The organism is Corynebacterium sp. HMSC074E01 (genome assembly GCF_001808885.1).
Taxonomy (GTDB): domain Bacteria; phylum Actinomycetota; class Actinomycetes; order Mycobacteriales; family Mycobacteriaceae; genus Corynebacterium.
In genome coordinates, this window is the sequence record NZ_KV794847.1 from 219,569 (window position 1) to 243,107 (window position 23,539).

Below are 23,539 nucleotides of genomic sequence, written 5' to 3' on the forward strand. Positions count from 1 at the left end.
GTGTACACGTTCAATTCCAAGGAGCACCATAGTGACAAGAAATCTAGCAACCACTTTGCATTCACCGACAGTGGGCCAGACCATCCGCCCGGCGGATGCACTGGGAAAAGCGGGGGAAAAATTCGCCGCTGACTTTTATCGTGCGCGCGGGGCGCAGGTCATCGCTGCGAACGTCCACTACCGCGTGGGCGAGCTCGATCTCGTCGTGCGTGAACCCGATGGGACCATTGTCTTTTGCGAAGTAAAGACTCGGGCAAACCGCAACTTCGGCGTCGCGGAAGCGGTAACCCCACGCAAGTTAGCGCGCCTGCGCAAGGCGGCCGCGCAGTGGCTGAGTGCCGCGCGGAGTGAAGGGCAGGCGTTGAACAAGGTCCGTTTCGACGTCCTCGGGCTGGTAGCCACCGGGGCGAAGTCGGGGGAGGCGTTTGAGGTGGAATACTTCCAGGGAATCGATCATGGCTCTCGGTAGATGCGACACGATTGCGCTGGATGGAGTCCTTGCCCGGGTAGTCACAGTGGAGGCCAACGTTGGCCCCGGGCTGCCCGGAGTCCACGTGGTGGGGCTGGGTGATGCCGCGATCTCTGAGTCACGAGACCGCATTCGCACCGCGGTGAGCAATTCGCATTTGCCATGGCCCAAGACGAAGGTCGTGGTGTCCATGTCACCGGCGTCGCTGCCTAAAGCCGGGGCGCATTTTGATCTCCCGATGGCTCTGTCCATCCTGGCGGCAGGGCAGAGCGACAAGAACCGGCTCAGCGGGGCGCTCGTGCTCGGTGAGCTAGGACTGGATGGGCAGGTGCGCCCAGTTTCCGGCATCATTCCGGCCATCCTGGCGGCACGCTCGCAAGGCTATGACACCCTCATCATTCCTGTAGGCAACGCGGCGGAAGCGGCATTGGTCCCCGGCATGACAGTGCTCGTAGCCGAGACCCTGTGGGATGCTTTCGCCTGGGCATGCGGGAGTGATTGTTTGCCGGATGCGCGTCTCATCGCCCATACGGAAGTCCCAGCCCGCGAACAGGTGGCGGATTTCAGTGAGGTGGCTGGCCAGAGGGAGGCCAAGTGGGCAGCGGAAGTCGCTGCCGCCGGCGGTCACCACGTGATGATGGTGGGACCGCCCGGTTCTGGAAAGTCGATGATTGCCTCGCGCTTGCCGAGTATTTTGCCGCGCCTGAGCACGGAACAGGCCGTCGAAGCTACAGCCATTCACTCTGTGGCCGGCGCTGTCGGCACCGCGATTTCCCGGGCCCCCTTCATTGCACCGCACGCTTCGGTCACCAGGGCCGCGCTGATTGGTGGCGGTTCGGGGCGTCCGCGGCCAGGTGCGGTGAGCCTAGCCCACCATGGTGTGCTCTTCCTCGATGAAGTCAGTGAGGTTCCCGCGCAGGTTCTCGATAGCTTGCGCGCCCCTTTAGAAGAAGGTCAGGTGCGCCTGACGCGAGCGAGCAGAGAAGTCATCTTCCCCGCACAATTCCAACTGGTACTAGCCGCGAACCCTTGCCGGTGTGGTGCCGAAGAACCAGCGCGCTGCGAGTGCCGTGCGGCAGACAGAATGAATTATCTGTCGAACCTGTCAGGGCCGCTGCGGGACCGCCTCGACATCATCGTGTCACTATCGGGGCAATCCGCAGTGCTTCATGCCGAAGGGGAGGAAAGTTCCGCGGACATAGCGCAGCGCGTGACTGCCGCCCGGGAACGGATGAAAGCGCGCTGGGAGGCTGACGGGTTGGGTAGCGTGGTCAATGGCGCCGTGTCCGCTTCTTATCTGAGGCGCCACCGCCCGGCGGCGGAGTCGGCGATGATTATGCTTTCCGCTTATCTAGCGGAAGGTGAGCTGAGCCAACGCGGAGTAGATCGGGTGCTGCGTCTGGCATGGACCTTGGCAGACCTTGATGGCTCCGCACGCCCCGAGCTGGACCATGTCAGTCGGGCGCTGGATCTCCGCGGCGCCGGAACCATCGAAAGGCTGGCAGCATGAGCGAGCTTAACCTTTTGACTAGTCGGCACACGTGGGCCTACCTTAACCGCGTTGTAGAAGGCCCCTCACCAACCCTCCACGGGCTGCTGAGCCAGTACCCGGCTGAGGAGATCGCCCGGGGAATCTACAAGGGCGAGGACTGGATCGGCCCCTTGCGGCAGGCGACGGCCTCACGGCACGACTGGCTGCGGCAAGAAGAAGACCTGGCCGCAGCGGAAGCGGTGGGAGCTCGCCTGATTACGCCTGCGGACGCGGAGTGGCCCGGAGATGAATTTTCGCGAACATTTGGCTTCTATCACCAGGGAATGGTTGAAGCCCCGGCGACATTTGATGACCAGGCTTTCCCACCGCATAGCCTGTGGGTTCGCGGCGGAAACCTGCGCGAGGCGGTAACTCAATCAGTAGCTCTTGTAGGTACGCGTGCAGTAAGCCGTTATGGCTGGGAAGCTGGCACCCTTCTAGCTAGCGGTCTCGCCGCTCATCACTGGACAGTAGTCTCCGGCGGGGCGGTGGGCGTTGATACAGCAGTCCACGAAGCTGCTCTGGATGCAGGAGGCTTAACGGTGGCGGTAGCGGCGTGCGGCATCGATATTTCCTATCCGGCGCGCAATGCCGCACTCTTTGACAGGATCGCTGGGAAAGGGTGCATCGTGTCTGAATTCGCGCCGGGCACGCGGCCGCAGCGTCATCGTTTTCTATCCCGTAACCGTCTTGTGGCGGCGATGACGAGCGGCACCGTGGTGGTTGAGGCAGGATTCCGTTCTGGCGCGCTCAACACCTTGAATTGGGCGGAAGCATTGGGCAGGGTTGCCATGGCAGTACCAGGCCCTATAACGACGTCTGGATCGCTGGGCTGTCATCAACGCATCCAGGATGGGCGGGCCCAACTGGTGGCTTCGGCAGACGAGGTTCGGGGGCTGGTTGGCAAAGCAGGCGAGGTGGACGTGGCGGGTCAGTATGAACTGGAATTTCAGCCGACTGCGGTGCAGCGTCTGTCTCGCAATGAACTTCGGGTGTATGACTCCACACCGCCGGAAACCGCGGAGGAAGGCGCGAGCGCAGAGGATATCGCGGCGGCTGCAGGAATGCGGGTGGCGCTGACTATTCACCTGCTCGTGGCGATGCAGAAGATGGGGGTGATCACCCGCTCAGGAGCGATGTGGCAGCGCACCTGAGTACACTCATGAGACATGAGTGGTGAAAGTGGCAGTAGTGAGCGGAACGTGGGCAGCCAGCTCGAAGAGGCGATCGAGGACTTCGCTGAATTCCAGCGCATCGTTCGCGGCCGCTCTGAAGCGACCGTCCGCGGCTATTGCTCTGACCTGCGCCTGCTGGCAGCGGAAGTCCCCGAATTCGCAGCATTTACGCTGAATTCTCTGCGCGAATGGTTAGCCCACGCCGTTGCTGAAGGTAAGTCCCGCTCCACCTTGGCGCGTCGGACCGCCGCGGTGCGCGCTTTTTCCACGTGGGCTGCGCGTGAAGGCTTCCTAAAAACTGATGTGGCGCAGCGTCTTGCCACGCCCAAGGTGGGCAAGCATCTGCCCACCGTGATGTCACCCACCGCGGCGGGGGAGCTGATGGGCAATGCGGTCTCTACCGACGAGATTCACTTTCTGCGCGATAGTGCCATGCTCGAATTCCTCTACGCCACCGGTGTGCGCGTGGCGGAACTCGTCGGCCTCGACGTCGGCGATATCGACCTTGCCCGCCGCACAGCTCGCGTGACCGGCAAGGGCAATAAGCAGCGTGTCGTCCCCTTTGGGGATGCTGCTCATGACGCGCTCTGCGCTTGGCTGAAGACAGGCCGCCCCGAGCTCGCCGGCGAAACGGAAGCGGTGTTTGTGGGCACACGCGGCGGGCGCATCGACGCGCGTCAGGTCCGTCGCGTCGTCGAGCGCGCCGCACAGGTCACGGGTGCGCCGGGCCTCACCCCGCACGGGCTACGCCACTCCGCAGCTACGCATCTGCTCGAGGGCGGAGCGGATCTACGCATCGTGCAAGAATTGCTCGGCCATTCCTCTCTGCAAACCACGCAGGTCTACACACACGTTTCTGCTCAGCGGCTTAAGGACGTCTACGCCCGTTCTCACCCACGGGCTTGAGCCGAATGACAGGTTCCCCGAGCAGGTCTAGTGGGTTGACGTAGTTCTCTCGGCCCTCAATCGCGCCCCAATGCAGCCCCGGATAGCCGTCCACGGACGGGGCGAGCGTTCCGATTACGTCCCCTTCTTTCACACTCTCGCCCTTCTTGACCCGCGCAAACACAGGTTGATAAGTGGTGCGTAGGCCGTTGCCATGAGCAATCGAAAGGGCCGGTTTGCCCGCTATGGAGCCGGCGAAATATACGACACCATCGCCGGCGGCGCGAACCTTCCCGCCGACAGGTAGGTCCAGATCGACACCGCGGTGGCCAGCCATCCACCGCTTCTCAGGAGGCTCGAAGCCACGTAAGACTCGAGAAGCAACCGGTTCCCCGGTGGTGGGGTCGACGAAGGCGGCGGCTAAGGGGACGTCGACAAGCACAGCCCACGTGAACAGGAGACCCAATAGATAAAGAAGACGGTGACGCATGACCTCAAGCCTGCGCGTGGGCGCGGTTCAAAGAAAGAGCCGGTGATAGATCTGTGGATAACGTGTTAAAGAAGAAACCCATGGTGCGTCAGGGGAAAGATTCGCGCATCCATCAACAATCCTGTGGCGATGTTTTGGTCGCGCCGTTTGGAATCACCGCCTGCGCAGTACTAAGCTTGCCCACAGCAGTCTGTGCTCAAACCCAATAGGGTTCCGTATGGATTGACTACGCGCGGCGAAGTAGTCGCTTCCTGGGTTAAGGAAGAGACAGTCTGTGGTTGACGCGGTCCCCACAAAGTTGGGGTGTTGACCAGGGCCTTCGTTGCTAGGGTGCGGAATAAAACACCGCACAATTTTTGCAAAACCGAAACAACGTATAGAAAGCGAGCGAATCATGGCAGTTGTAACCATGCGCGAGCTCCTCGACGCTGGTGTCCACTTCGGTCATCAGACCCGTCGCTGGAACCCGAAGATGAAGCGCTTCATCTTCACCGACCGTAACGGCATCTACATCATCGACCTGCAGCAGACGCTGACCTACATCGATGAGGCCTTCGAGTTTGTTAAGGAAACCGTCGCACACGGCGGCACCATCCTCTTCGTTGGTACCAAGAAGCAGGCTCAGGAAGCCGTTGCTGAAGAGGCAACCCGCGTTGGTATGCCGTACGTGAACCACCGCTGGCTCGGCGGCATGCTCACCAACTTCCAGACTGTCTCCAAGCGCCTGAAGCGCATGAAGGAGCTGCAGGCTATGGATGCGGCTGAGGACGGCTACAAGGGCCGCACCAAGAAGGAAGTTCTGATGCTGACCCGCGAGCGCACCAAGCTGGAGCGCGTCCTGGGCGGTATCTCCGATATGACCAAGGCTCCGTCCGCACTGTGGATTGTTGACACCAACAAGGAGCACATCGCGGTCAAGGAAGCTCAGAAGCTCAACATCCCGGTTGTTGCCATCCTGGACACCAACTGTGATCCGGATGAGGTCGACTTCCCGATTCCGGGCAATGACGACGCAATCCGCGCTACCAAGCTGCTCTCCGGCATCATCGCCACCGCTGTGGACGAGGGCAAGAAGGCTCGCGAGGAGCGCCAGCTTGCTCAGGCCAAGGAGGCTGCCGGCGACACCGCTGAGAAGGACGCCCGCGACGCTGCTGAAGCTGCCGCTGCGTCTGATCCGGCTTCCGCTGAGAAGTCCGAGGACGCCGAGAAGTCCGCAGAGTAATCTGCATACCTTAAGCCCCCGTACCGCACGGCCCACAGTGTCCGCGGCGATGGGGGCTTTTTCTCACGTGTTTTTCTTGGCTCGCTAAGGCACGTGACACACTAGAGGGTTGAAACGCCACGCAGAGGTTTCCCTCCGCTGGGGGAGTGGGCGAAAAACTACCACCCCCTCAACGCGACGTGGTGGTAGTGATTCGGCTACGCTGTTTCAACGAATACCGTTTAATTCCAAGGAGGATCGCTCCAACTATGGCGAACTACACTGCTGCAGACGTAAAGGCATTGCGTGAGGCCACCGGCGCCGGCATGCTCGATTGCAAGAAGGCTCTCGACGAGTCCCAGGGTGACTACGACAAGGCCGTTGAGTACCTGCGCATCAAGGGCGCAAAGAACGTGTCCAAGCGCGCTGAGCGTGAGGCTACCGAGGGCCTGATCGCCGTTTCCGGCAACACGATGGTTGAGATCAACTGCGAGACCGACTTCGTGGCCAAGAACGAGGCTTTCAAGTCCTTCGCTTCCAAGATCGCTGAGGCTGCCGGTGAGGCCAAGGTCAACTCCGGTGAAGAGCTCAACAACCTGGAGATCGACGGCAAGAAGGTTTCCGAGGTCGTCGACGAAGAGTCCGCAAAGACCGGCGAGAAGCTGCAGGCCCGCCGCGCAGTCACCATCGAGGGCGACAACGTTGCTGTCTACCTGCACCAGCGTTCCGCTGACCTGCCGCCGGCAGTAGGTGTTCTGGTTTCCTACGAGGGCAACGCAGAAGGCGCTCACGCAGTCGCTCTCCAGATTGCAGCCATGAACGCTGAGTACCTGACCCGCGAGGACGTTCCGGCTGAGATCGTTGAGAAGGAGCGCGAGATCGCTGAGGCCACCACCCGCGAGGAGGGCAAGCCGGAGGCAGCCCTGCCGAAGATCGTGGAAGGCCGCCTCAACGGCTTCTACAAGTCCGTGGTTCTGCTGGAGCAGGCAGCTCTGTCTGACTCCAAGAAGACCGTCAAGCAGGTTGCAGACGAGGCCGGCACCACCATCACCGGCTTCATCCGCTACGAGGTTGGCGCTTAAGCCTTCCTGAGACTCGTGCAGTCCGGGTTTAGAGCCTAGTGACTGCGAGTGCTCCCTCCTCCTCTTTCTTCCCCAAGGGCTGAGTGCCCGGTGGGGAGAAACTGGGGGAGGGAGTTCGCCGTTTTGCCCCCGCCCCTGAGGGTGGGGGGTCGCACGCAGCTGAATATATGACAGCGCCTTCCTATGGTTAAGATGGAACAGAATTATTCAAGCGCTTAACTGAAGCGTCGCCATGCGTGAAGGAGACGATGAAGACCGTGACTACCCCTGAACCGAAGCGAACCGGATACAAGCGAGTCATGCTCAAACTGGGTGGTGAGATGTTCGGCGGTGGCAAGGTCGGCATCGATCCTGACGTTGTAGAAAATGTTGCCCGCCAAATCGCCGAGGTGGCGAAGCAGGGGACTGAGATCGCCGTGGTGATCGGTGGCGGTAACTTCTTCCGCGGTGCCGAGCTTTCCCAGCGCGGTATGGACCGCGCTCGCTCGGACTACATGGGCATGCTAGGCACCGTCATGAACTCCTTGGCTCTGCAGGACTTCCTCAAGCAGCAGGGCATCGACTGCCGCGTGCAGACTTCCATCAACATGGCCCAGATTGCGGAGCCCTACCTGCCGCTGCGCGCCGACCGCCACCTAGAGAAGGGCCGTGTGGTCATCTTCGGTGCTGGTATGGGTATGCCGTATTTCTCCACCGATACCACCGCGGCGCAGCGCGCGCTGGAGATCGGTGCGGAGGTCCTCTTCTTGGCCAAGGCCGTCGACGGCGTCTATTCCGCCGACCCGCGCACGAATCCCGATGCGGAGCTGTACTCCGAAATCACCCCGCGCGAGGTTATCGAAAAGAACCTTAAGGTGGCCGATGCCACGGCGTTTAGCCTGTGCATGGACAACAATATGCCGATTCTGGTCTTCAACCTCCTCACGGAAGGCAATATCAAGCGCGCCGTGAACGGCGAGAAGATCGGCACGCTGGTTCAGTCCTAGTACAAACCGGCCGCGACCTGCTAGATTCTTTCCCAGTACTTTTGACTATTTCAAGGGAGTTGTAACCCTCATGATCGACGAGATCCAGCTCGAAGCTGAAGAGCACATGACCGCTTCGGTGGAGCACACCCGCGAGCAGCTGATTACCATCCGTACCGGCCGCGCCAACCCGGCCATGTTTAACGGCTTGGTTGCTGAGTATTACGGAGTGCCGACTCCGATTACCCAGATGGCCACCATCTCGGTCCCTGAGCCGCGCATGCTGCTTATCAAGCCTTATGAGCAGTCCGTAATGAATGAGATTGAGAACGCCATCCGCAACTCAGATCTGGGCGTGAACCCGACTAATGACGGCCAGGTGCTACGCGTGACCATTCCGCAGCTGACTGAGGAACGCCGCCGCGACATGGTCAAGTTGGCTAAGAGCAAGGGTGAAGACGGCAAGATTGCTATCCGCAACATCCGCCGCCGTGCCATGGAGCAGCTCAAGAAGCTCCAGAAGGATGGCGACGCCGGCGAGGATGAGGTTATCGCCGCCGAGAAGGAGATGGAAAAGATCACTTCCGGTTACATCGAGCAGGTGGACAAGCTCGTTGCCAATAAGGAAGAGGAGCTCATGGAGGTTTAACCTCCACTCTTCTAAGAGCGTTGATTTGCCGCCGCGCCAGGCACCGGCCAGCACGGCGGTCTTTTCTGTGTAGAGCCAGACCACCCACGATTACCTGAGGAGCATGCGTGAGCACTGAGCACTCGAGCCGGATGCCCAAACCCAAGAATTCTGCGGGGCGAGACATGCCCGCGGCAATTGCCGTCGGCGTCGGCTTGGGCGCGCTCGTCGTCTTTGCGGTGTGGGCTGGGCCTCTCGTGTGGTACCTCGTCGTCGCAGCCGCAGTGGGGTTGGGCATGTGGGAGGTGCTTACCCGTTTGCGGGAGCACTCTTACTATGTTCCGCGCACCCTACTGATCGTTCTTGGCCAAGCAATGCTCTGGGTCTCGTGGTTCCTTAACGCCCCAGGCCTTGTCGCTGTGTATGTGGTAGCGGTCCTTGCCCTCATGTTTGGGCGCCTCTTCCATAATGGCAGGCACCGCCCGCCGATTAACTATCTTCGCGATATGTCGATGGGCATCTTCGTGCTGACCTGGATTCCCCTGTTTGGCACGTTTGCCGCAATGCTCTCACGAGTGGAAACGCCGTTTGCTTCGGGGGCGGCGTCGATTGTCGTGTTTATGCTCTGTGTCGTCGCCTCAGACACCGGTGGCTTCATCGCTGGCGTTATGTTCGGGTCGCACCCCATGGCCCCAGCCGTTAGCCCCAAAAAATCGTGGGAAGGCTTTACCGGTTCGGTTGTTTTCGGCACCCTTACCGGCGCGCTTTCTTTCGCATTCCTGCTTCACCACAAGCCATGGGTGGGCGCGCTGATGGGACTCGGTCTTGTCTTCTGTGCAACCCTCGGTGATTTGGTGGAATCCCAGTTCAAGCGCGAGCTGGGAATCAAGGATATGTCTGCCTTGTTACCGGGACACGGCGGCATCATGGACCGCTTGGACGGCATGCTGCCGTCCGCGATGGTGACGTGGGTGGCGATGAGCTTCCTCACCACCCTTGCACCTTAGGTTTAGCGGCGAGCTTGCTTGCGCACCTGGCGGCGCAGCTCGAACATGCGCCAGCCGCCGACGAGGGCCATGATGAGGGCACCGGCGATGGCGCAGATCAGGTAGGTGACGCCCGCCGGGAACTGGACGGACCAGTTAAGGAAGTTCAGCGGTACCTGGTGTTGGTTCTGCAGGATGAAGATGATGAGGACGATGAGCAGCAGGAAGCCCACGATAAGGGCAATCCACGTGCTGGCAGCGAAAGAGCCCTTCACCTTGCCATCACTCTTATTCTCATAAGCCGTCGTGGTTGGAACTGGCTCGACCGAGCCTTCGGTGGCGGGGGATTCCGTGGTGTAATCAGTCAGCGGCTCCTCGGCCGGGGTGGTGGTGCGGAATTCCTCAGGGGAGTTTTCTGGATTCGTCATGCATCTATTAAATAGGTTGAGATGTCACTTTCGCCACTCCAGCAGAGCTTAGATTGGATAATGTGGCCGAAAACGTGGAAAATGGGCTCTACCATGGCTGAACCACTGAAACTGAATTTCTCCGCTCCGCGCCGCGGGCTACCCCCGAAGCATTTCGCGGACCTGACCGAGGCCGAGCGCATTGAGGCGCTCGCGGAACTTGGCCTGCCCAAATTCCGCGCAAAGCAGCTGGCCAAGCACTACTACGTCCACCACACCGCCGATGCTTCCGAGATGACGGATATCCCGGCCGCCGCCCGCGAGGCGGTCCAAGAGCGTTTGTTCCCCACGCTCATGGAGCCCATTCGGCAGACCTCCACCGATGATGGGGAAACCACCAAGTCCCTGTGGCGCTTGCACGATGGCACCCTGTTGGAGTCCGTGCTCATGCGCTACCCAGGGCGCGCCACCCTGTGTATCTCCTCCCAGGCTGGCTGCGGCATGGCCTGCCCATTCTGTGCCACCGGCCAGGGCGGGTTGGACCGCAACCTGTCCACCGCGGAAATCGTGGAGCAGTTTAGGCACGCTGCCCGCCTCATGGAAGAGGAGGGCGGACGTCTTAGCAACGTTGTCTTCATGGGTATGGGCGAGCCGCTGGCCAACTACAAGCGCGTGGTCCATGCGGTGCGCCAGATTACCGGATCTGACCTCACAGGTTTCGGCCTTTCCCAGCGCAATGTCACGGTGTCCACGGTCGGCTTGGCTCCGGCCATCCGCAAGCTCGCGGATGAGGACCTGTCCTGCACCCTCGCAGTCTCCCTGCACACCCCGGATGATGAACTGCGCGATACCCTCGTGCCGGTTAACAACCGCTGGCCGGTTGAGGAGGTCCTCGATGCCGCTAAGTACTACGCCGATAAGTCGGGCCGCCGCGTGTCCATCGAATATGCGCTGATCCGCGATAAGAACGATCAGGATTTCCGCGCCGACATGCTGGGCCGGAAGCTGCATGCGGCACTGGGATCCAAGGTCCACGTCAACGTCATTCCGCTCAACCCCACACCGGGTTCGGAGTGGGACGCCGCCCCGAAGGCGCGCCAGGACGAGTTCGTTCGCCGCGTCATCGCGCAGGGCGTGCCGTGCACCGTGCGCGATACCAAGGGCGATGAAATCGCTGCGGCCTGTGGCCAGCTCGCTGCCGACGAGCGCGAGACCGCTTAAGCATCCAGCTCACAGTTTCCTAACAATAGTTTTGCTGGAGAACAAGGCATTAATGGTTCTTGATACCGTTAATGCTTATGACTCATCCTTATCGCGAGGACTTAGCCACAGATCCACGCACCCAAGCTTTAGCGGTGCGCGATCTGCGCAAGTCTTTTGGTTCTCAGATCGCTGTCAACAGCCTCAACCTTGATGTCCCGCGCGGATCCATCTACGGCATAGTGGGGCCGAATGGCGCGGGCAAGACCACGATGCTGACCATGGCGTGTGGCCTCCAGCGCCCTGATGCCGGCCACAGCTTCATCGCCGGCCACAACGTGTGGGAAGAGCCCATCCCCGCCAAACAGGCCATGGGGCTGCTCATGGATGGGGCGCCGGTCTTTGACCGTCTCACTGGCGCTGAATACCTTCACTACCTCGGCGCCCTTCACAAGTTGGAGCGCTCCGAGTCGCTGCGCCGTGCGCAGGAGCTTCTCGACGCCCTCTCCCTCTCCGATGCCGCCGATAAGCGCATCGCGGATTATTCTGCCGGCATGACCAAGAAGATTCTCTTGGCGGGGGCCGTCCTGCACAACCCAGAGGTGCTTATCCTTGACGAGCCTCTGGAAGCCGTGGATCCGGTCTCCGGGCGCCTCATCCAGCAGATGCTGCGCGCCTATGCCTCCCGTGGCGGCACGGTTATTTTGTCTTCACACGTCATGGAGCTCGTCGAGGGGCTGTGTGACCACGTTGCCATCATCAACGGCGGCCAAGTCATCACTGCGGGTCACGTCGACGATGTCCGCCAGGGCCAAAGCCTGAGCGATCTCTTTATCGCGGCCGTCGGCGGGCGGGACCTGGATGCCTCGAAGTTTGGGTGGCTGCGCTCGCCAGCGGCAGGTGACGCTGAATGACATCCACTCTGTTCAGCCTTCATCGCACTCTGTGGTGGCGAAGCGTTTCTTCCAATCCGGCGACGCTCATGATGGGGCTCATGATGCTGATTTACGGAGCAATCGGCCTCTTTTCCATCGCAGCCATGGTGTATGCAGATATCACCACGCCCGGACACGGCTACCAAGCACTGACCGTCGGCGTGGCGGGCGGCATGCTCATTTACATACTCCTCGCTCTCTTTATGCCGGCGGGGGAGAATCAATTGAGCCCGACAACTCTGGGAGCCCTTCCTCTGACTCCCCGTGAGGTCCTTCCGGGCTTGTTCTTCTCCGGTCTGCTGACCACCCGCGCCATCATGTCGGTCGTCTTTTCCCTGGTGTATGCGATCATCGGCAGCATTTTCCTCATCCTGACAGGAACCGGGTGGGCTGCGGTGCCCTTCGTCGTGGGCATGGTGCTGTCGTGCGCGACGACCATCATTGTTGGCGAATGCCTTGTCCAAGTGGCTTCCGCTATCGCGGATTCCCAAAAGTCGCGCACCCAAATTGCGGCGATGGTGGTTATGGGCCTGCTGGTCTTTGGCATGCTGCAGGCACAGAGCGTCCTCGAGTCCTTGCCTCCGCTCGATTCCGTGGGCACCATCATGGCCTGGACCCCGTTGGGTGCCGGGGTGGGGTGGGCGCTCGCGCTTGCCGACGGCCACCTCATCACCGCCCTATCCCAACTCTTGATCGCGGTGGCCAGCCTTGTCCTGCTGGTATGGGCGTGGTCCCGTCAGATAGGCGGCCTCATGCGCAACCCCGGAACAGGCGGTGACGCAGCCAGCGAAGTGACGGGCAAGGGTGTGTCCAAGTTGGAGTTGGGCGCCTGGTCTTATTCCAGCCCGGCGGCGATGGAATATACCCGGGCTTTGCGTTATCTCACCCGCGATAAGCGGCAAACAGGCATGCTCTACACGATGCCACTGTTCGGCGTGCTGACGCTTTACCAGTTGTGGAGGGGCGATGATTTCACCGCCTATTTCATGCTGTGCTTCAGCGCGATCGTGCTCTCTTCGCTCTTGGCTAATGATTATGGCTTCGATGGGCCATCGAATTGGGTCCACATGGTGGCTCCGGTTGCTCCGCGCACCATCCTTCATGCGCGCCACCTCGCACACGTCACTATTCCCTTGATCGGGTTTGTGCTGCTTGCCGTAGTGGTACTTGTCTTTAGCGACAACTTCACCTTGGGCATGTTGTGCACAGCTGTGGCTCTAGGCGTGTTCATTTCCACGGCGGCGGTGGGCTTGGGACTGACCGTGCTTAACCCTTATCCCTTGTCAGCCCCGGGACAGAACCGGTGGAATGACAAATCCGGCTATTCCGCTGGCGCTTTCTTCACGGCGTTCGTCGGCATGATGCTGGTCTGGGTGCCCGCGCTTCCCGGCATCGTGGTTTCTGCCCTGAGCTATGAGCGCGGCGGCTGGCTGCTGTACGCCGCTGTGATAGTTTCTCTGCTGGTTCCGTCACTTGTCTACGCTGCTGTCTGGCGCTTCGCCGGAAAGAGGGCGCAGGAGCGAACCCCGGAGATTTACGCCACGGTAAACCGTTACGTGAGCTAGGGGGAAACAGATAGAACAAAAGCTCCCTTCCCGCAGTTCATTCATGAACAGCGGGAAGGGAGCTTTTGTTTACAGCGAAGAAGCTTTAGTTAGCCACCGGCTTGGCAGCGTGGCGGCCGTCGGACACGCCGCGGATGTGAGCAACGCGGGAGGGCTCAATGTTGAGGGCACGCAGCTCGTCATCGGTCAGGGAAGCGTAGACGTTGTGAACGGTCTTCTGCTCATATGCCCAATCCGGTTCCTCGTGGCCCACCGGCTTGTTACGGGCGGTCAGGGTGCGCACCTGGGAGAGCTTTGGCTGCAGGGCGTAAATCACCAGACCAAGGGCAATCAGGATTGCCAGGGCGAAGAGCCAGATCGTCTCCACGTGGCCCTTGTGGTTACCAAAGTTATAAGCAAGCAGGAACACGACGGACGTCCAACCAGCGATCTGTACGCCCGAGCGGCTGATGCGGGACCAACCGAAACCTGCGGACGGGACGTCATCGGTGGATACGCCGTCGAAAACCTGCGATGCCGGCTTGTGGGAAGACACTTGCTCTCCTTTGCGTGTACATGCAGCTCGCCCTGCTTAGAACTAATTGATTCGAGCGAGTGCACGAAAAATGCCAGTTATTCTGTGTAGTAGTTTAAATGATCCTGCCGATAACCGCGATTAAACACCCCCGACTATCGTTAGCGCAGCGCTCGCGACTCTTGCTTGGGTTGACCGGCTAGGGTTGAGAGGGTGAGTACCCAACGCATTCTTATTCTCGGCTCTACTGGCTCGATTGGCACCCAGGCTCTGGACGTTATCGCGGATAACCCGGATAAGTTCACAGTCGTGGGTATCGCCGCCGGCGGTTCCAACCCGCAGCTCGTCATTGAGCAGGCACGTGCCCTCAACCTTTCGTTTGACCACGTGGCCGTCGCCAAGCCCGATGCGGCACGCACCGTTTCCGAGGCCCTCGGTGGCACCGTGCTCTCGGGCCCAGACTCCGCCGAGAAGCTGGTCAAGGCGGTGGACGCCGATAAGGTCCTCAACGCGCTTGTAGGCTCCATGGGCTTGGCCTCCACCATCGCCACCTTGGAGAAGGGCGAGCTGTTGGCGTTGGCAAACAAAGAATCCCTCGTCGCCGGCGGCTCCATCGTCACCCGCTTGGCGGGGGAGGGCCAGATCATCCCGGTGGATTCCGAGCATTCCGCCATGGCGCAGTGCCTGCGCGCAGGCAGCGGCGTGGAGCTCGAGCGCCTCGTTCTCACCGCCTCCGGTGGTCCTTTCCGCGGTTGGACTCGCGAGGAGATGTGGGATGTCACCCCGCAGCAGGCTGCGCAACACCCGACGTGGTCGATGGGGCAGATGAATACCCTGAATTCGGCGACTTTGGTGAATAAGGGCCTTGAGCTCATCGAGGCGACGCTGCTTTTCGACATCTCCCCGGACCTCATTGACGTCACCGTTCACCCCCAGTCCATTGTCCACTCTATGGCTACCTTCACCGATGGCTGCACGATTGCGCAGTGCTCGCCGCCATCGATGAAACTGCCGATCTCCCTGGCACTTGACTGGCCGCGCCGCGTGCCGGGTGCCCAGCCGGCCCTGGACTTTTCCACCGCACATGATTGGCGCTTCGAGCCGCTCGATGACGAAGCCTTCCCGGCCGTTCGCCTTGCCCGTGAGGCGGCCGCTGCCGGAGGCACCCACGCTGCCGTGTATAACGCTGCGAACGAGGAGGCAGCGGCTGCTTTCTTGGCGGGCCGTATTCATTTCCCGGAAATTGTTGACGTGGTTAGCCACGTCGTGGAGCAGGCCTCAGAGTTCGCTGGTGTACCCTCTAGCGTCGATGATGTCCTCACCGTGGAAGGTGAGGCCCGCCGTCGCGCTAATGCGTTGGTGGATTCGCTCGCTCGTTAGAAAGCCCCCTAAATTATGGCCAATGTGCTCGGTATAATCCTCTTCGCCGTGGGGATCGGCATCACTGTTGCCTTACACGAGGCGGGCCACATGTTTACCGCCCGTGCCTTTGGGATGCGAGTGCGGCGCTACTTCATCGGCTTTGGGCCGCGCGTCGCATCCTTTACACGTGGCCACACCGAATACGGCCTTGCAGCTTTTCCGGTGGGCGGCTTCTGCGATATCGCGGGCATGACGGCACAGGATGAGTTCCTTACGGAGGAGGAAGAGCCCTATGCCATGTACAAGAAGCCGGCGTGGCAGCGGATCATCGTTCTGGCCGGCGGTATTACGGTCAACCTGCTGTTGGGATTCATTATCCTGCTGATCATTGCTATGACCACGGGCTTGCCCAACCCAGACGCGGATGTTCGTCCACGTGTAGGGGAGGTCTCCTGTGCCGTGAACCAGAATGCTGAGGGCGAATTGGAACCCTGCCAGGGGCTGGGCCCAGCTGGCGAAGCGGGCGTGGAGCCGGGGGATATTGTTGTCGCGCTGAACGGCGAGACCATGGACTCCTTTGCGCAGCTTCGCGATACCGTCATGAACTACCCCGGTGACACCGTCACCCTTACCGTCGAACGCGATAGCGAGCCGCGTGATTTCGATATCACTCTTGCAACAGTGACCCGGCTCAACGCGGAGGGACAGCTGGTGAAGGTCGGCGCCATTGGCATGACCAACCAGATTATCGATATCAGGGAGACCTACTCCTTCGTCGATGCCTTCCCGGCCACCGCGCGTTACTCGGGATATGCCTTGAACGCTACTGTCCAGGGCATCGCCCAATTCCCGGCAAAGATTCCGGGTGTGGTGGCTTCTATCTTCGGGCAGGAACGTGATGTCAACGGGCCGATGTCCGTGGTGGGTGCCTCCCGCGTGGGCGGCGAGCTGGTGGAGCGCAGTCTGTGGTCCACCTTCTTTATGATGCTGGCCACCCTCAATTTCTTCCTCGCGTTGTTCAACCTCATCCCACTCCCGCCGTTCGATGGCGGCCATATCGCCGTCATCATTTATGAGAAGATTCGTGACGCCCTGCGTCGCCTCCTCGGAAAGGAACCGAAGGGGCCGGCGGATTACACCAAGCTGATGCCGGTGACTTATGTGCTGGCCTTCATCCTCATGGCGGTGGGTGCGCTCATCATGATTGCGGACGTGGTCAACCCAATTCGGCTATTTGGCTAGTGATCCAGCTGCGGTGTGCGGTGCTAGAGTGGGGGCGTTAAAACCCAATTAGCAAGGAGCACACATGTCGACCCCTATCGGTCTTGGTATCCCCGACGGCCCACCTCCTACCTTGGCGCCGCGCCGCAAGACGCGTCAGCTCATGGTTGGCCAGGTGGGCGTGGGCTCTGACCACCCCATCTCCGTGCAGTCGATGACCACGACGAAGACGCATGACGTCAATGCCACCCTTCAGCAGATTGCACAGCTGACCGCGAGCGGCTGCGACATCGTTCGCGTTGCCTGCCCAAAGACGGTGGACGCGGAGGCTTTGCCGGCGATTGCGCAGAAGTCTCCGATCCCGGTGATCGCCGATATCCACTTCCAGCCCAAGTACATCTTTGCCGCCATCGATGCCGGCTGCGCTGCCGTGCGCGTCAACCCGGGCAACATCAAGGAATTTGATGGCCGCGTTAAAGAGGTCGCGAAGGCGGCTGGTGATGCCGGCATCCCGATTCGCATTGGCGTTAACGCAGGCTCCCTAGACAAGCGCATCATGGAGAAGTACGGCAAGGCCACCCCGGAGGCTCTTGTTGAATCCGCACTGTGGGAGGCTGGCCTCTTTGAGGAGCACGGTTATGGCGATATCGCCATTTCCGTGAAGCACAATGACCCGGTCGTCATGGTGGAGGCCTACCGCCAGCTCGCCGCTCAGTGCGACTACCCGCTGCACCTCGGCGTTACCGAGGCCGGCCCCGCATTCCAGGGCACCATCAAGTCTTCGGTCGCTTTCGGTGCCCTGCTTGCCGAAGGTATCGGTGACACCATCCGCGTGTCTTTGTCCGCGGACCCGGTCGAAGAGATCAAGGTTGGTGACCAGATTCTGCAGTCGCTTAACTTGCGCCCGCGCAAGCTGGAGATTGTCTCCTGCCCGTCCTGTGGTCGCGCGCAGGTGGACGTGTACAAGCTGGCCAACGAGGTCACCGAGGGCCTTGACGGTATGGAATTCCCGCTGCGCGTGGCCGTCATGGGCTGCGTGGTGAACGGTCCGGGCGAAGCCCGCGATGCTGACCTTGGCGTAGCTTCCGGTAACGGTAAGGGCCAGATCTTCGTCAAGGGTGAGGTCATCAAGACCGTTCCAGAATCCAAGATTGTGGAAACGCTCATCGAAGAGGCAATGCGTCTGGCAGAAGAGCAGGGCCTGGAAGCCGTCGAAGGCGCCAAGGCTGAGGTCCGCGTTACCAAGTAGCCCATCTGCGGTGTGGGGCGGCCGTCGGGCCGCCCTCGGCTGCTACGCTGCCCAACCATGAAGAAGTTCGTGGCGCTGCTCGGTGCGGCAAGCATCGCGGCGTCGTCTTTGGTGGGATGCACCCCCAAGCCGGTGTCCGCACGCCCAGTTGCCGAGCAATTCCTAGAAGACATGGAAACCCGCAACAATGAGGACCTAACACAGCTCGTTGATGACAGCACCACGGCCACGAACACCCTCGACGCAACCTTCGCGGGCCTGCAAGCAGAGGGTCTCGACGTTGAATTGACCGACGTTGAGCAAGAGGAAGCCAAGGCGACCGCGCACTATTCAGTGACGTGGACCCTGCCGCGCAATCGTTCCTTGCGCTATGACACGTCCATGGCCTTGACGCGCAAGGATAAGGACTGGACCGTGCGCTGGCAGCCCAGCATTATCCACCCCGACCTCGGTGCGCACCAGCACCTTGAGCTGCGATCGATAGCGCCTAAACGCGCTGGTGTGGTCTCCTCCGATGGGGTGGAACTCATGTCTCCGGGCTTGCAATACCGGCTCGTCGTCGACACCGACGCCGTCGACGATCCCCGCCCCGTCGCCGCGAAAGTATCCGGCGCGCTGAGCCAGGCGCACCGGGAGGATGATTCCTTCCCCGAAATTGATTCCGGAGAGCTTGCCAAGAATCTTGAAGAGGTTGATGGCGCTTATTCGGTCACCATGCTCAATGAGGCTCAGGCAGCGCGGCTGCGCCCAGTCCTGGAGAACCAGAAGGGGATTCGCTTTAACGAGGAACCGGCGCTCATTACGCGCGATACTGGTTTGGCCCCAGATATCCTCGCCCGCGTGCGTTCTCTGGTCTCCGAAGACGTAGACGGCAAGAATGGTTGGTCCGTCTCGGTAGTCAACGAGCACGGCGCCGCGCTTTCCGACGTCGAGTATCACGAACCCGAGGCAGCCCCTTCCGTCAAAGTTTCGCTGGACTATGACGTCCAGCGTGCCGCTCAGGAAGCGGTCAATCTGCGCCCCGAGTACGAGGCCATGATCGTGGCCATGCGCCCTTCGACGGGCGAGATTCTTGCCGTGGCCCAAACCCCGGAGGCAGATAAGAAGGGTGATATTGCCCTCCAAGGCCAGTTCCCTCCCGGTTCGGTGTTTAAGATCATTACGGCTTCGGCGGGCGTCGACAAGCAAGGCCTTTCGCCAGACTCCATCGTGCCGTGCCCCGGAACCATGGACCTGTATGGGCGAACCGTGACCAACTACAACGGCTTTTCCCTGGGCTCGGTGCCGCTGCGCCAAGCCTTCGCGCAATCCTGTAACACCACTTTCGCGCAGATTTCGACGGACCTTCCGAAGGGAGAGCTGCGCGACGTGGGCAAGCAATATGGCCTGGGCATCGACTATGAGGTACCGGGACTGTCGACGCTCACCGGCTCCGTCCCCGAGGGTGAGACTCCTCTGGAGCGCACGGAAGCTGGCTATGGTCAGGGCCTGGACCTTGTGTCTCCCTTTGGCATGGCGCTTGTCTCTTCGACAGTTGCGGCAGGCAAGACCCCGACGCCGACGCTCATTGAGTCACGCGAAACCAAGGTTTCGGAGGAGGTCCCCGCGCCTAGCGAGGAAACCTTGGCTCAAGTGCGTGACATGATGCGCCAGGTAGTGGCGAGCGGTACCGCCGCAGGAATGCAGGCCCAGGGGACTGTCTACGGCAAGACTGGTGAGGCGGAAATCAACGGCGGCTCGCACGCCTGGTTCACCGGATTCCGGGATGATGACATTGCTTTCGCAACACTCGTCGTCTTGGGCGGTGGCTCGACGATTTCGGTCAGCATCACTGATAATTTCTTGCAGCGTCTGGACGCCCTACGCGCGGAAGGCCACGGCGAGGTTCCTCCCGCACAAGAACAGTAAGGCGCGCTCGTTAGGGCGTCGTTGGTGCTCTTTGTCGGGTGCTGGGCAAGAGGGCTACCATGAGTAGTTATGACTAAGCGCGCGATGCTGAAACAAGAAAAAGATACCCCAATCCGCAAGGTACCGAAGGATATTGAGCGCCCCGAGTACGTGTGGAAGGACACGGTTCAGGAAGCTCAGGGCGAGCCATTCGTGCAGACCCCGGAGGTTATTGAGGCCATGCGTGAGGCCTCCCGGATTGCTGCCAACGCCCTTCAGGAGGCGGGAAAGGCTGTGGCGCCCGGTGTCACCACGGATGAGATTGACCGCGTTGCGCACGAGTACATGTGTGACCACGGCGCATACCCGTCGACGCTGGGATACCTGGGTTTTCCGAAATCCTGCTGCGTCTCCCTCAACGAGATTGTCTGCCACGGCATTCCGGATACCACGGTGATTGAGGACGGTGACATCGTCAATATTGACGTCACAGCGTTCAAGAATGGTGTCCACGGCGATACGAACGCTACATTCCTCGCGGGTAACGTCACCGAGGAACACAAGCTGCTGGTGGAGCGCACCAAGGAAGCGATGATGCGCGGCATTAAGGCAGCAAAGCCCGGCCGTGAGATTAACGTCATCGGACGCGTCATTGAGTCTTATGCTCACCGTTTTGGCTACAACGTGGTCACTGACTTCACGGGCCACGGCGTAGGCCCCACCTTCCACAACGGGCTGGTTGTGCTGCACTACGATTCCATGACCTACCGTGACATCCTCGAGCCTGGAATGACCTTGACCATCGAGCCGATGATTAACCTGGGCTCGCTGGACTATGAGATTTGGGATAACGGTTGGACCGTCCAGAACACCGATGGAAAGTTCACAGCCCAGTTCGAGCACACCATCGTCATCACCGATGATGGCAACGAGATCCTCACCTTGCCAGATGAGGCCTAGCGTTTAAGCGCCGACGTTTAAGCGCCGAGCGCTTAAACACTTCCAAAGAAGAAAACAACGCCCTCCGCTTCCCGTGTAGTCACGGTGAGGCGGAGGGCTTAGTTCTTCCGAAGGGGAGCGCGCGAAGCGAAAAACGTAGGCGGCACGAAGTCTCCCGCTGTCGCGATGGTGGCATGGCATGCAAAAGCGCCCATCCCCTTAAAGAGAAATGGGCGCTGATTAAGCGTGCTGAGTAAGTCAGCACGCCCGCAACTTAATTAGCGGCGGAAGATCGGGTCCAGCACGTGTGCCGGGATGATGCCGTTGTAAACAGCGTAGTTGTAGGCGCCAATGACAGCGCCGATAACGGAGGAGATGCCCAGGGCGATGGTGCCCTTCTTCCAGTAGGAAGCCCAGTCCGGAATTTTGTCGGAGGTCTCGGTGCCGAACATGTCCTCGCCGGTGACCTGGTTGTCAGGGGTAACGACAGGCTTGCCGTCCTCGCCCTCTTCCCATGCGCCCCACTTCTTGCCCAGCTGAGTCAGGGAGCTGGAGGAAGAGGAGAAGGAAGAGGTGCCCTCGTTGTTGTTGGTCTCTGCGGAGGCAACGGCGGTGCCGCCGAACGCTACGGTGACAGCGGTAGCAGCAGCAACGGCTGCGGTGCGGAAGTTACGCATTGTGAAAATTACCTTTCGGAAGTTTTGGTGAAGCCGTGTGGCTGTTGCTTAGAGGGACGGGCCGTGTACGAAGAAGTTGTATACGGGGCCGATGATGGTGCCGAGCAGAGCGCCGAGGCCAGCAAAAACGGTTACGCCGTAGAAGACCTTTGCCCATGCCGGCTGGCCGGAGAAGTCCTTGGAGGAGCCGAAGATGGCAACGCCGTTAGCTGCCTTGTCGCCCTCAAGCTGCTGGCCGATCTTGGAGGACAGGGAAGGCTTGTAATCCTCTGGGGTCGTGTCGGCTTCGCCGTCCGGAGCGGTCTTGGACGGGCCGTGATCCTTAACGGGAACGGTGTGGTTGCCCTGCTCAACGTTGTCAGCGGCGGAAGCGACGGTGGTGCCGCCGAAGGCAACGGCGAGAGCGGTTACGCCGGCGATAGCTGCATTGCGGATACGCATATCAAAAGTCCTTAGTGTCGTACGTGCAAGACCCCGAGACGGAAGGTCTTGATTTACAGGGATAGGGATTAGTTTGGTATCCCCAAAACACACCGAGTCGGTAGAAGCTACCGACTCTTTCCGGTGTCCGTAACTAAAGTAGCCAACGGTCAGGCAAAATGCACGTCAGTTTGAGCCTTCTTTTAAGTCCCGGGGTCTACCACCCCCGAAATAGGTGAAATTCTGAAAGGTTGCTGGCAGATGTTAGTGACGTAAAGTGTTGTCTGTAGTGGCATCCAGCGGTTTAAAGAATTTAATGTGATGGAAATGTGAAAAACATCACACTTTGAAATGTAACTTTTACTCCTGCCACTCTAGTCCCAAAACTGCGTTTTCCACTACTTCTGGCAGCGCCGGGTGGATCCAATATTGAGAGCGGGCAAACTCGCGCATATCAAGCTCATAGGTCATCGCAGTGATCAACTGCTGGATAAGAGTGGACGCTTGTGGGCCCATTAGGTGGGCGCCGAGGAGCTTGCCGGTGGCCCGATCAGCGACGAGCTTGCAGATGCCCGTTGTGTCTTCCATAGCCCAGCCATAGGCAACGTCGCCAAAGTTCTGCACCTTCACCGTGACGTCATAGCCCTTCTCGCGGGCTTGTGCCTCAGTAAGTCCCACCGTTGCAATTTGTGGGTGGGTGAAGACGGCCGCGGGGACGTGCTCATGCGGCATTGGCTGGAGATCGTCTGTGTGCAACAGGTTGTGCTGTACCGCCCGTTGCTCCGCATTGGCTACGTGCTTGAGCATGTAGGGGGAGGAGACATCGCCGAGAGCCCACACACCCTCGCAGGTGGTGCGACCAAACTCGTCGACCTTGATGCGCCCGTCCTCGTGCATTTCAATGCCGCTGTTAGAAAGATCCATCTGATCGCCATTGGGTTGGCGGCCGGTGGCCACGAGGATGGCTTCTGCCTCCACGACATCACCGCTATCCAAGGTTAGGCGTACACCGTCTGCGGTTTCCTCTAGTGCTGTGGCGGTGCCAATGCGGACGTCGAAACGCTTGCGTGCGATGTCGTTGAAACGGGAGCTTAAGTCTTCGTCGAGGAAACGGAGGAGCTTCTCCGAGCGGTTGACCACGGTTACTTCGGTGCCCAGGCCGTCGAAGACGTGGGCAAATTCCATGGCGATGTAGCCGCCACCGACCACGATGAGGCTGCGCGGCTGCTTCTCAAGCCGCATGATGTCCTCGTTGGTGTGGATTGGCACGGAAGAGCTGGCATAAGGTTCGGGCAGTACAGGGCGTGATCCGGTAGCAATAACTATATTGTCGCCGGTGATGATGTCGTCGCCGGCCTGCAGGGTTTTCGGTCCGATGAACCGAGCGTGCTGATCAAAGACTGTAATATTGGGCGTTTCCTCGCCACGGCGGTACTCTTCGCCGCCGCGGGCTATCTGATCAATGCGGTTGTGGAATACGCGCTCGACAATGCCCTCCCAGTCCACAGCATCCACGTGGGCGCTGAGTCCAAGGCGGGTTGCCTCGCGCGCGGCGAGTGCAACGTCGGCAGCGTAGACGTACATCTTCGTCGGGATGCAGCCCACGTTGAGACAGGTTCCGCCGAAGGTTCCCTTTTCGATGATGGCGATGGATTTATCGTCGAACTCGGGGGAGGGGATTGAATTTCCCGACCCGGTGCCGATGATGACGAGGTCAAAGTGCTGTGCGGAAGTCATGCCGACCATTCTAG

General features: G+C 60.2%; 23 protein-coding genes. 17 read left to right on the forward strand and 6 right to left on the reverse strand.

What is annotated here, in order from left to right; translation table 11 throughout:
• Nucleotides 1–31 precede the first annotated feature (31 nt).
• Genes HMPREF2537_RS07040 through HMPREF2537_RS07055 form a run of 4 tightly spaced genes read left to right on the forward strand, consistent with a single transcriptional unit; the run spans nt 32 to nt 4,081 of the window.
• Nucleotides 32–469, forward strand: a complete 438-nt coding sequence (locus tag HMPREF2537_RS07040; RefSeq protein WP_070526984.1) for a YraN family protein — start codon at nt 32–34, stop codon at nt 467–469.
• Nucleotides 456–1,979, forward strand: coding sequence for a YifB family Mg chelatase-like AAA ATPase (locus tag HMPREF2537_RS07045; protein ID WP_070526988.1), 1,524 nt, complete (start codon nt 456–458; stop codon nt 1,977–1,979). The genes HMPREF2537_RS07040 and HMPREF2537_RS07045 overlap by 14 nt, the downstream gene beginning before the upstream one ends.
• Nucleotides 1,976–3,154, forward strand: a complete 1,179-nt coding sequence (dprA, locus tag HMPREF2537_RS07050) for a DNA-processing protein DprA (RefSeq protein ID WP_070526991.1) — start codon at nt 1,976–1,978, stop codon at nt 3,152–3,154. The genes HMPREF2537_RS07045 and dprA overlap by 4 nt, the downstream gene beginning before the upstream one ends.
• A 15-nt stretch (nt 3,155–3,169) precedes the next feature.
• The gene (locus HMPREF2537_RS07055) at nt 3,170–4,081 is read left to right on the forward strand and encodes a tyrosine recombinase XerC (RefSeq protein WP_070526994.1); all 912 of its coding nucleotides are present in this window, start codon (nt 3,170–3,172) and stop codon (nt 4,079–4,081) included.
• On the opposite strand, the gene HMPREF2537_RS07060 is transcribed toward HMPREF2537_RS07055, so the two are convergent.
• Complete coding sequence (locus HMPREF2537_RS07060) at nt 4,044–4,550, reverse strand: murein hydrolase activator EnvC family protein (RefSeq protein ID WP_070526997.1); 507 nt, start codon at nt 4,548–4,550, stop codon at nt 4,044–4,046. The two genes, HMPREF2537_RS07055 and HMPREF2537_RS07060, sit on opposite strands and share 38 nt — an antisense overlap.
• Before the next feature lie 394 nt (nt 4,551–4,944).
• Here HMPREF2537_RS07060 and rpsB point away from each other — a divergent pair, with 394 nt between their 5' ends.
• The 5 genes from rpsB (at nt 4,945) to HMPREF2537_RS07085 (ending at nt 9,433) form a co-directional block, all read left to right on the forward strand.
• Nucleotides 4,945–5,772 (forward strand): 30S ribosomal protein S2, encoded by an 828-nt coding sequence (gene rpsB / locus HMPREF2537_RS07065; RefSeq protein WP_046648052.1) that lies wholly within the window; start codon nt 4,945–4,947, stop codon nt 5,770–5,772.
• 248 nt (nt 5,773–6,020) lie between these two features.
• Nucleotides 6,021–6,833 (forward strand): translation elongation factor Ts, encoded by an 813-nt coding sequence (tsf, locus tag HMPREF2537_RS07070; RefSeq protein WP_070527000.1) that lies wholly within the window; start codon nt 6,021–6,023, stop codon nt 6,831–6,833.
• Between the two features lie 248 nt (nt 6,834–7,081).
• Nucleotides 7,082–7,819 carry a UMP kinase gene (gene pyrH, locus HMPREF2537_RS07075; protein WP_070527003.1) on the forward strand — a complete coding sequence of 246 codons (738 nt, stop codon included), beginning with the start codon at nt 7,082–7,084 and terminating at the stop codon, nt 7,817–7,819.
• Between the two features lie 70 nt (nt 7,820–7,889).
• On the forward strand, nt 7,890–8,447 hold the full coding sequence (frr, locus tag HMPREF2537_RS07080; RefSeq protein WP_070527006.1) for a ribosome recycling factor: 558 nt from the start codon (nt 7,890–7,892) through the stop codon (nt 8,445–8,447).
• A gap of 131 nt (nt 8,448–8,578) precedes the next feature.
• Nucleotides 8,579–9,433: a phosphatidate cytidylyltransferase gene (locus tag HMPREF2537_RS07085; protein ID WP_210383636.1), complete on the forward strand. Its 855-nt coding sequence runs from the start codon at nt 8,579–8,581 to the stop codon at nt 9,431–9,433.
• A gap of 2 nt (nt 9,434–9,435) precedes the next feature.
• Here HMPREF2537_RS07085 and HMPREF2537_RS07090 read toward each other — a convergent pair whose 3' ends face one another.
• Entirely contained in the window at nt 9,436–9,840 is a 405-nt protein-coding gene (locus HMPREF2537_RS07090) for a LapA family protein (protein WP_070527012.1), read from the reverse strand.
• A 93-nt stretch (nt 9,841–9,933) separates the two neighbouring features.
• On the opposite strand from HMPREF2537_RS07090, the gene rlmN reads away from it, so the two are divergent.
• The 3 genes from rlmN to HMPREF2537_RS07105 all read left to right on the forward strand — a co-directional run bounded on the left by rlmN (nt 9,934) and on the right by HMPREF2537_RS07105 (nt 13,519).
• Nucleotides 9,934–11,040 carry a dual-specificity RNA methyltransferase RlmN gene (gene rlmN, locus HMPREF2537_RS07095; protein WP_070527595.1) on the forward strand — a complete coding sequence of 369 codons (1,107 nt, stop codon included), beginning with the start codon at nt 9,934–9,936 and terminating at the stop codon, nt 11,038–11,040.
• 71 nt (nt 11,041–11,111) lie between these two features.
• Nucleotides 11,112–11,933, forward strand: coding sequence for an ABC transporter ATP-binding protein (locus HMPREF2537_RS07100; protein ID WP_070527015.1), 822 nt, complete (start codon nt 11,112–11,114; stop codon nt 11,931–11,933).
• Nucleotides 11,930–13,519 (forward strand): ABC transporter permease, encoded by a 1,590-nt coding sequence (locus tag HMPREF2537_RS07105; RefSeq protein WP_070527018.1) that lies wholly within the window; start codon nt 11,930–11,932, stop codon nt 13,517–13,519. Before HMPREF2537_RS07100 ends, HMPREF2537_RS07105 begins: the two co-directional genes overlap by 4 nt.
• Nucleotides 13,520–13,604: 85 nt before the next feature.
• On the opposite strand, the gene HMPREF2537_RS07110 is transcribed toward HMPREF2537_RS07105, so the two are convergent.
• On the reverse strand, nt 13,605–14,054 hold the full coding sequence (locus HMPREF2537_RS07110) for a DUF2631 domain-containing protein (RefSeq protein WP_070527021.1): 450 nt from the start codon (nt 14,052–14,054) through the stop codon (nt 13,605–13,607).
• Nucleotides 14,055–14,246: 192 nt separating this feature from the next.
• On the opposite strand from HMPREF2537_RS07110, the gene dxr reads away from it, so the two are divergent.
• From dxr to map, 5 genes are all read left to right on the forward strand, one after another.
• Nucleotides 14,247–15,413 (forward strand): 1-deoxy-D-xylulose-5-phosphate reductoisomerase, encoded by a 1,167-nt coding sequence (dxr, locus tag HMPREF2537_RS07115; RefSeq protein WP_070527024.1) that lies wholly within the window; start codon nt 14,247–14,249, stop codon nt 15,411–15,413.
• Nucleotides 15,414–15,428: 15 nt separating this feature from the next.
• On the forward strand, nt 15,429–16,637 hold the full coding sequence (locus HMPREF2537_RS07120) for a M50 family metallopeptidase (protein WP_070527027.1): 1,209 nt from the start codon (nt 15,429–15,431) through the stop codon (nt 16,635–16,637).
• Nucleotides 16,638–16,701: 64 nt separating this feature from the next.
• Nucleotides 16,702–17,865, forward strand: coding sequence for a flavodoxin-dependent (E)-4-hydroxy-3-methylbut-2-enyl-diphosphate synthase (gene ispG / locus HMPREF2537_RS07125; protein WP_070445607.1), 1,164 nt, complete (start codon nt 16,702–16,704; stop codon nt 17,863–17,865).
• Between the two features lie 57 nt (nt 17,866–17,922).
• A complete protein-coding gene (locus HMPREF2537_RS07130) occupies nt 17,923–19,773 on the forward strand; it encodes a penicillin-binding transpeptidase domain-containing protein (protein ID WP_070527030.1) in 1,851 nt (616 codons plus the stop codon).
• Between the two features lie 69 nt (nt 19,774–19,842).
• On the forward strand, nt 19,843–20,712 hold the full coding sequence (map, locus tag HMPREF2537_RS07135; protein WP_070527034.1) for a type I methionyl aminopeptidase: 870 nt from the start codon (nt 19,843–19,845) through the stop codon (nt 20,710–20,712).
• A 257-nt stretch (nt 20,713–20,969) separates the two neighbouring features.
• On the opposite strand, the gene HMPREF2537_RS07140 is transcribed toward map, so the two are convergent.
• From HMPREF2537_RS07140 to mtr, 3 genes are all read right to left on the reverse strand, one after another.
• Entirely contained in the window at nt 20,970–21,368 is a 399-nt protein-coding gene (locus tag HMPREF2537_RS07140; protein ID WP_070527037.1) for a hypothetical protein, read from the reverse strand.
• A gap of 48 nt (nt 21,369–21,416) precedes the next feature.
• On the reverse strand, nt 21,417–21,809 hold the full coding sequence (locus tag HMPREF2537_RS07145) for a hypothetical protein (RefSeq protein WP_070527040.1): 393 nt from the start codon (nt 21,807–21,809) through the stop codon (nt 21,417–21,419).
• A gap of 339 nt (nt 21,810–22,148) precedes the next feature.
• The gene (gene mtr, locus HMPREF2537_RS07150; protein WP_070527043.1) at nt 22,149–23,534 is read right to left on the reverse strand and encodes a mycothione reductase; all 1,386 of its coding nucleotides are present in this window, start codon (nt 23,532–23,534) and stop codon (nt 22,149–22,151) included.
• Between the last annotated feature and the right edge of the window lie 5 nt (nt 23,535–23,539).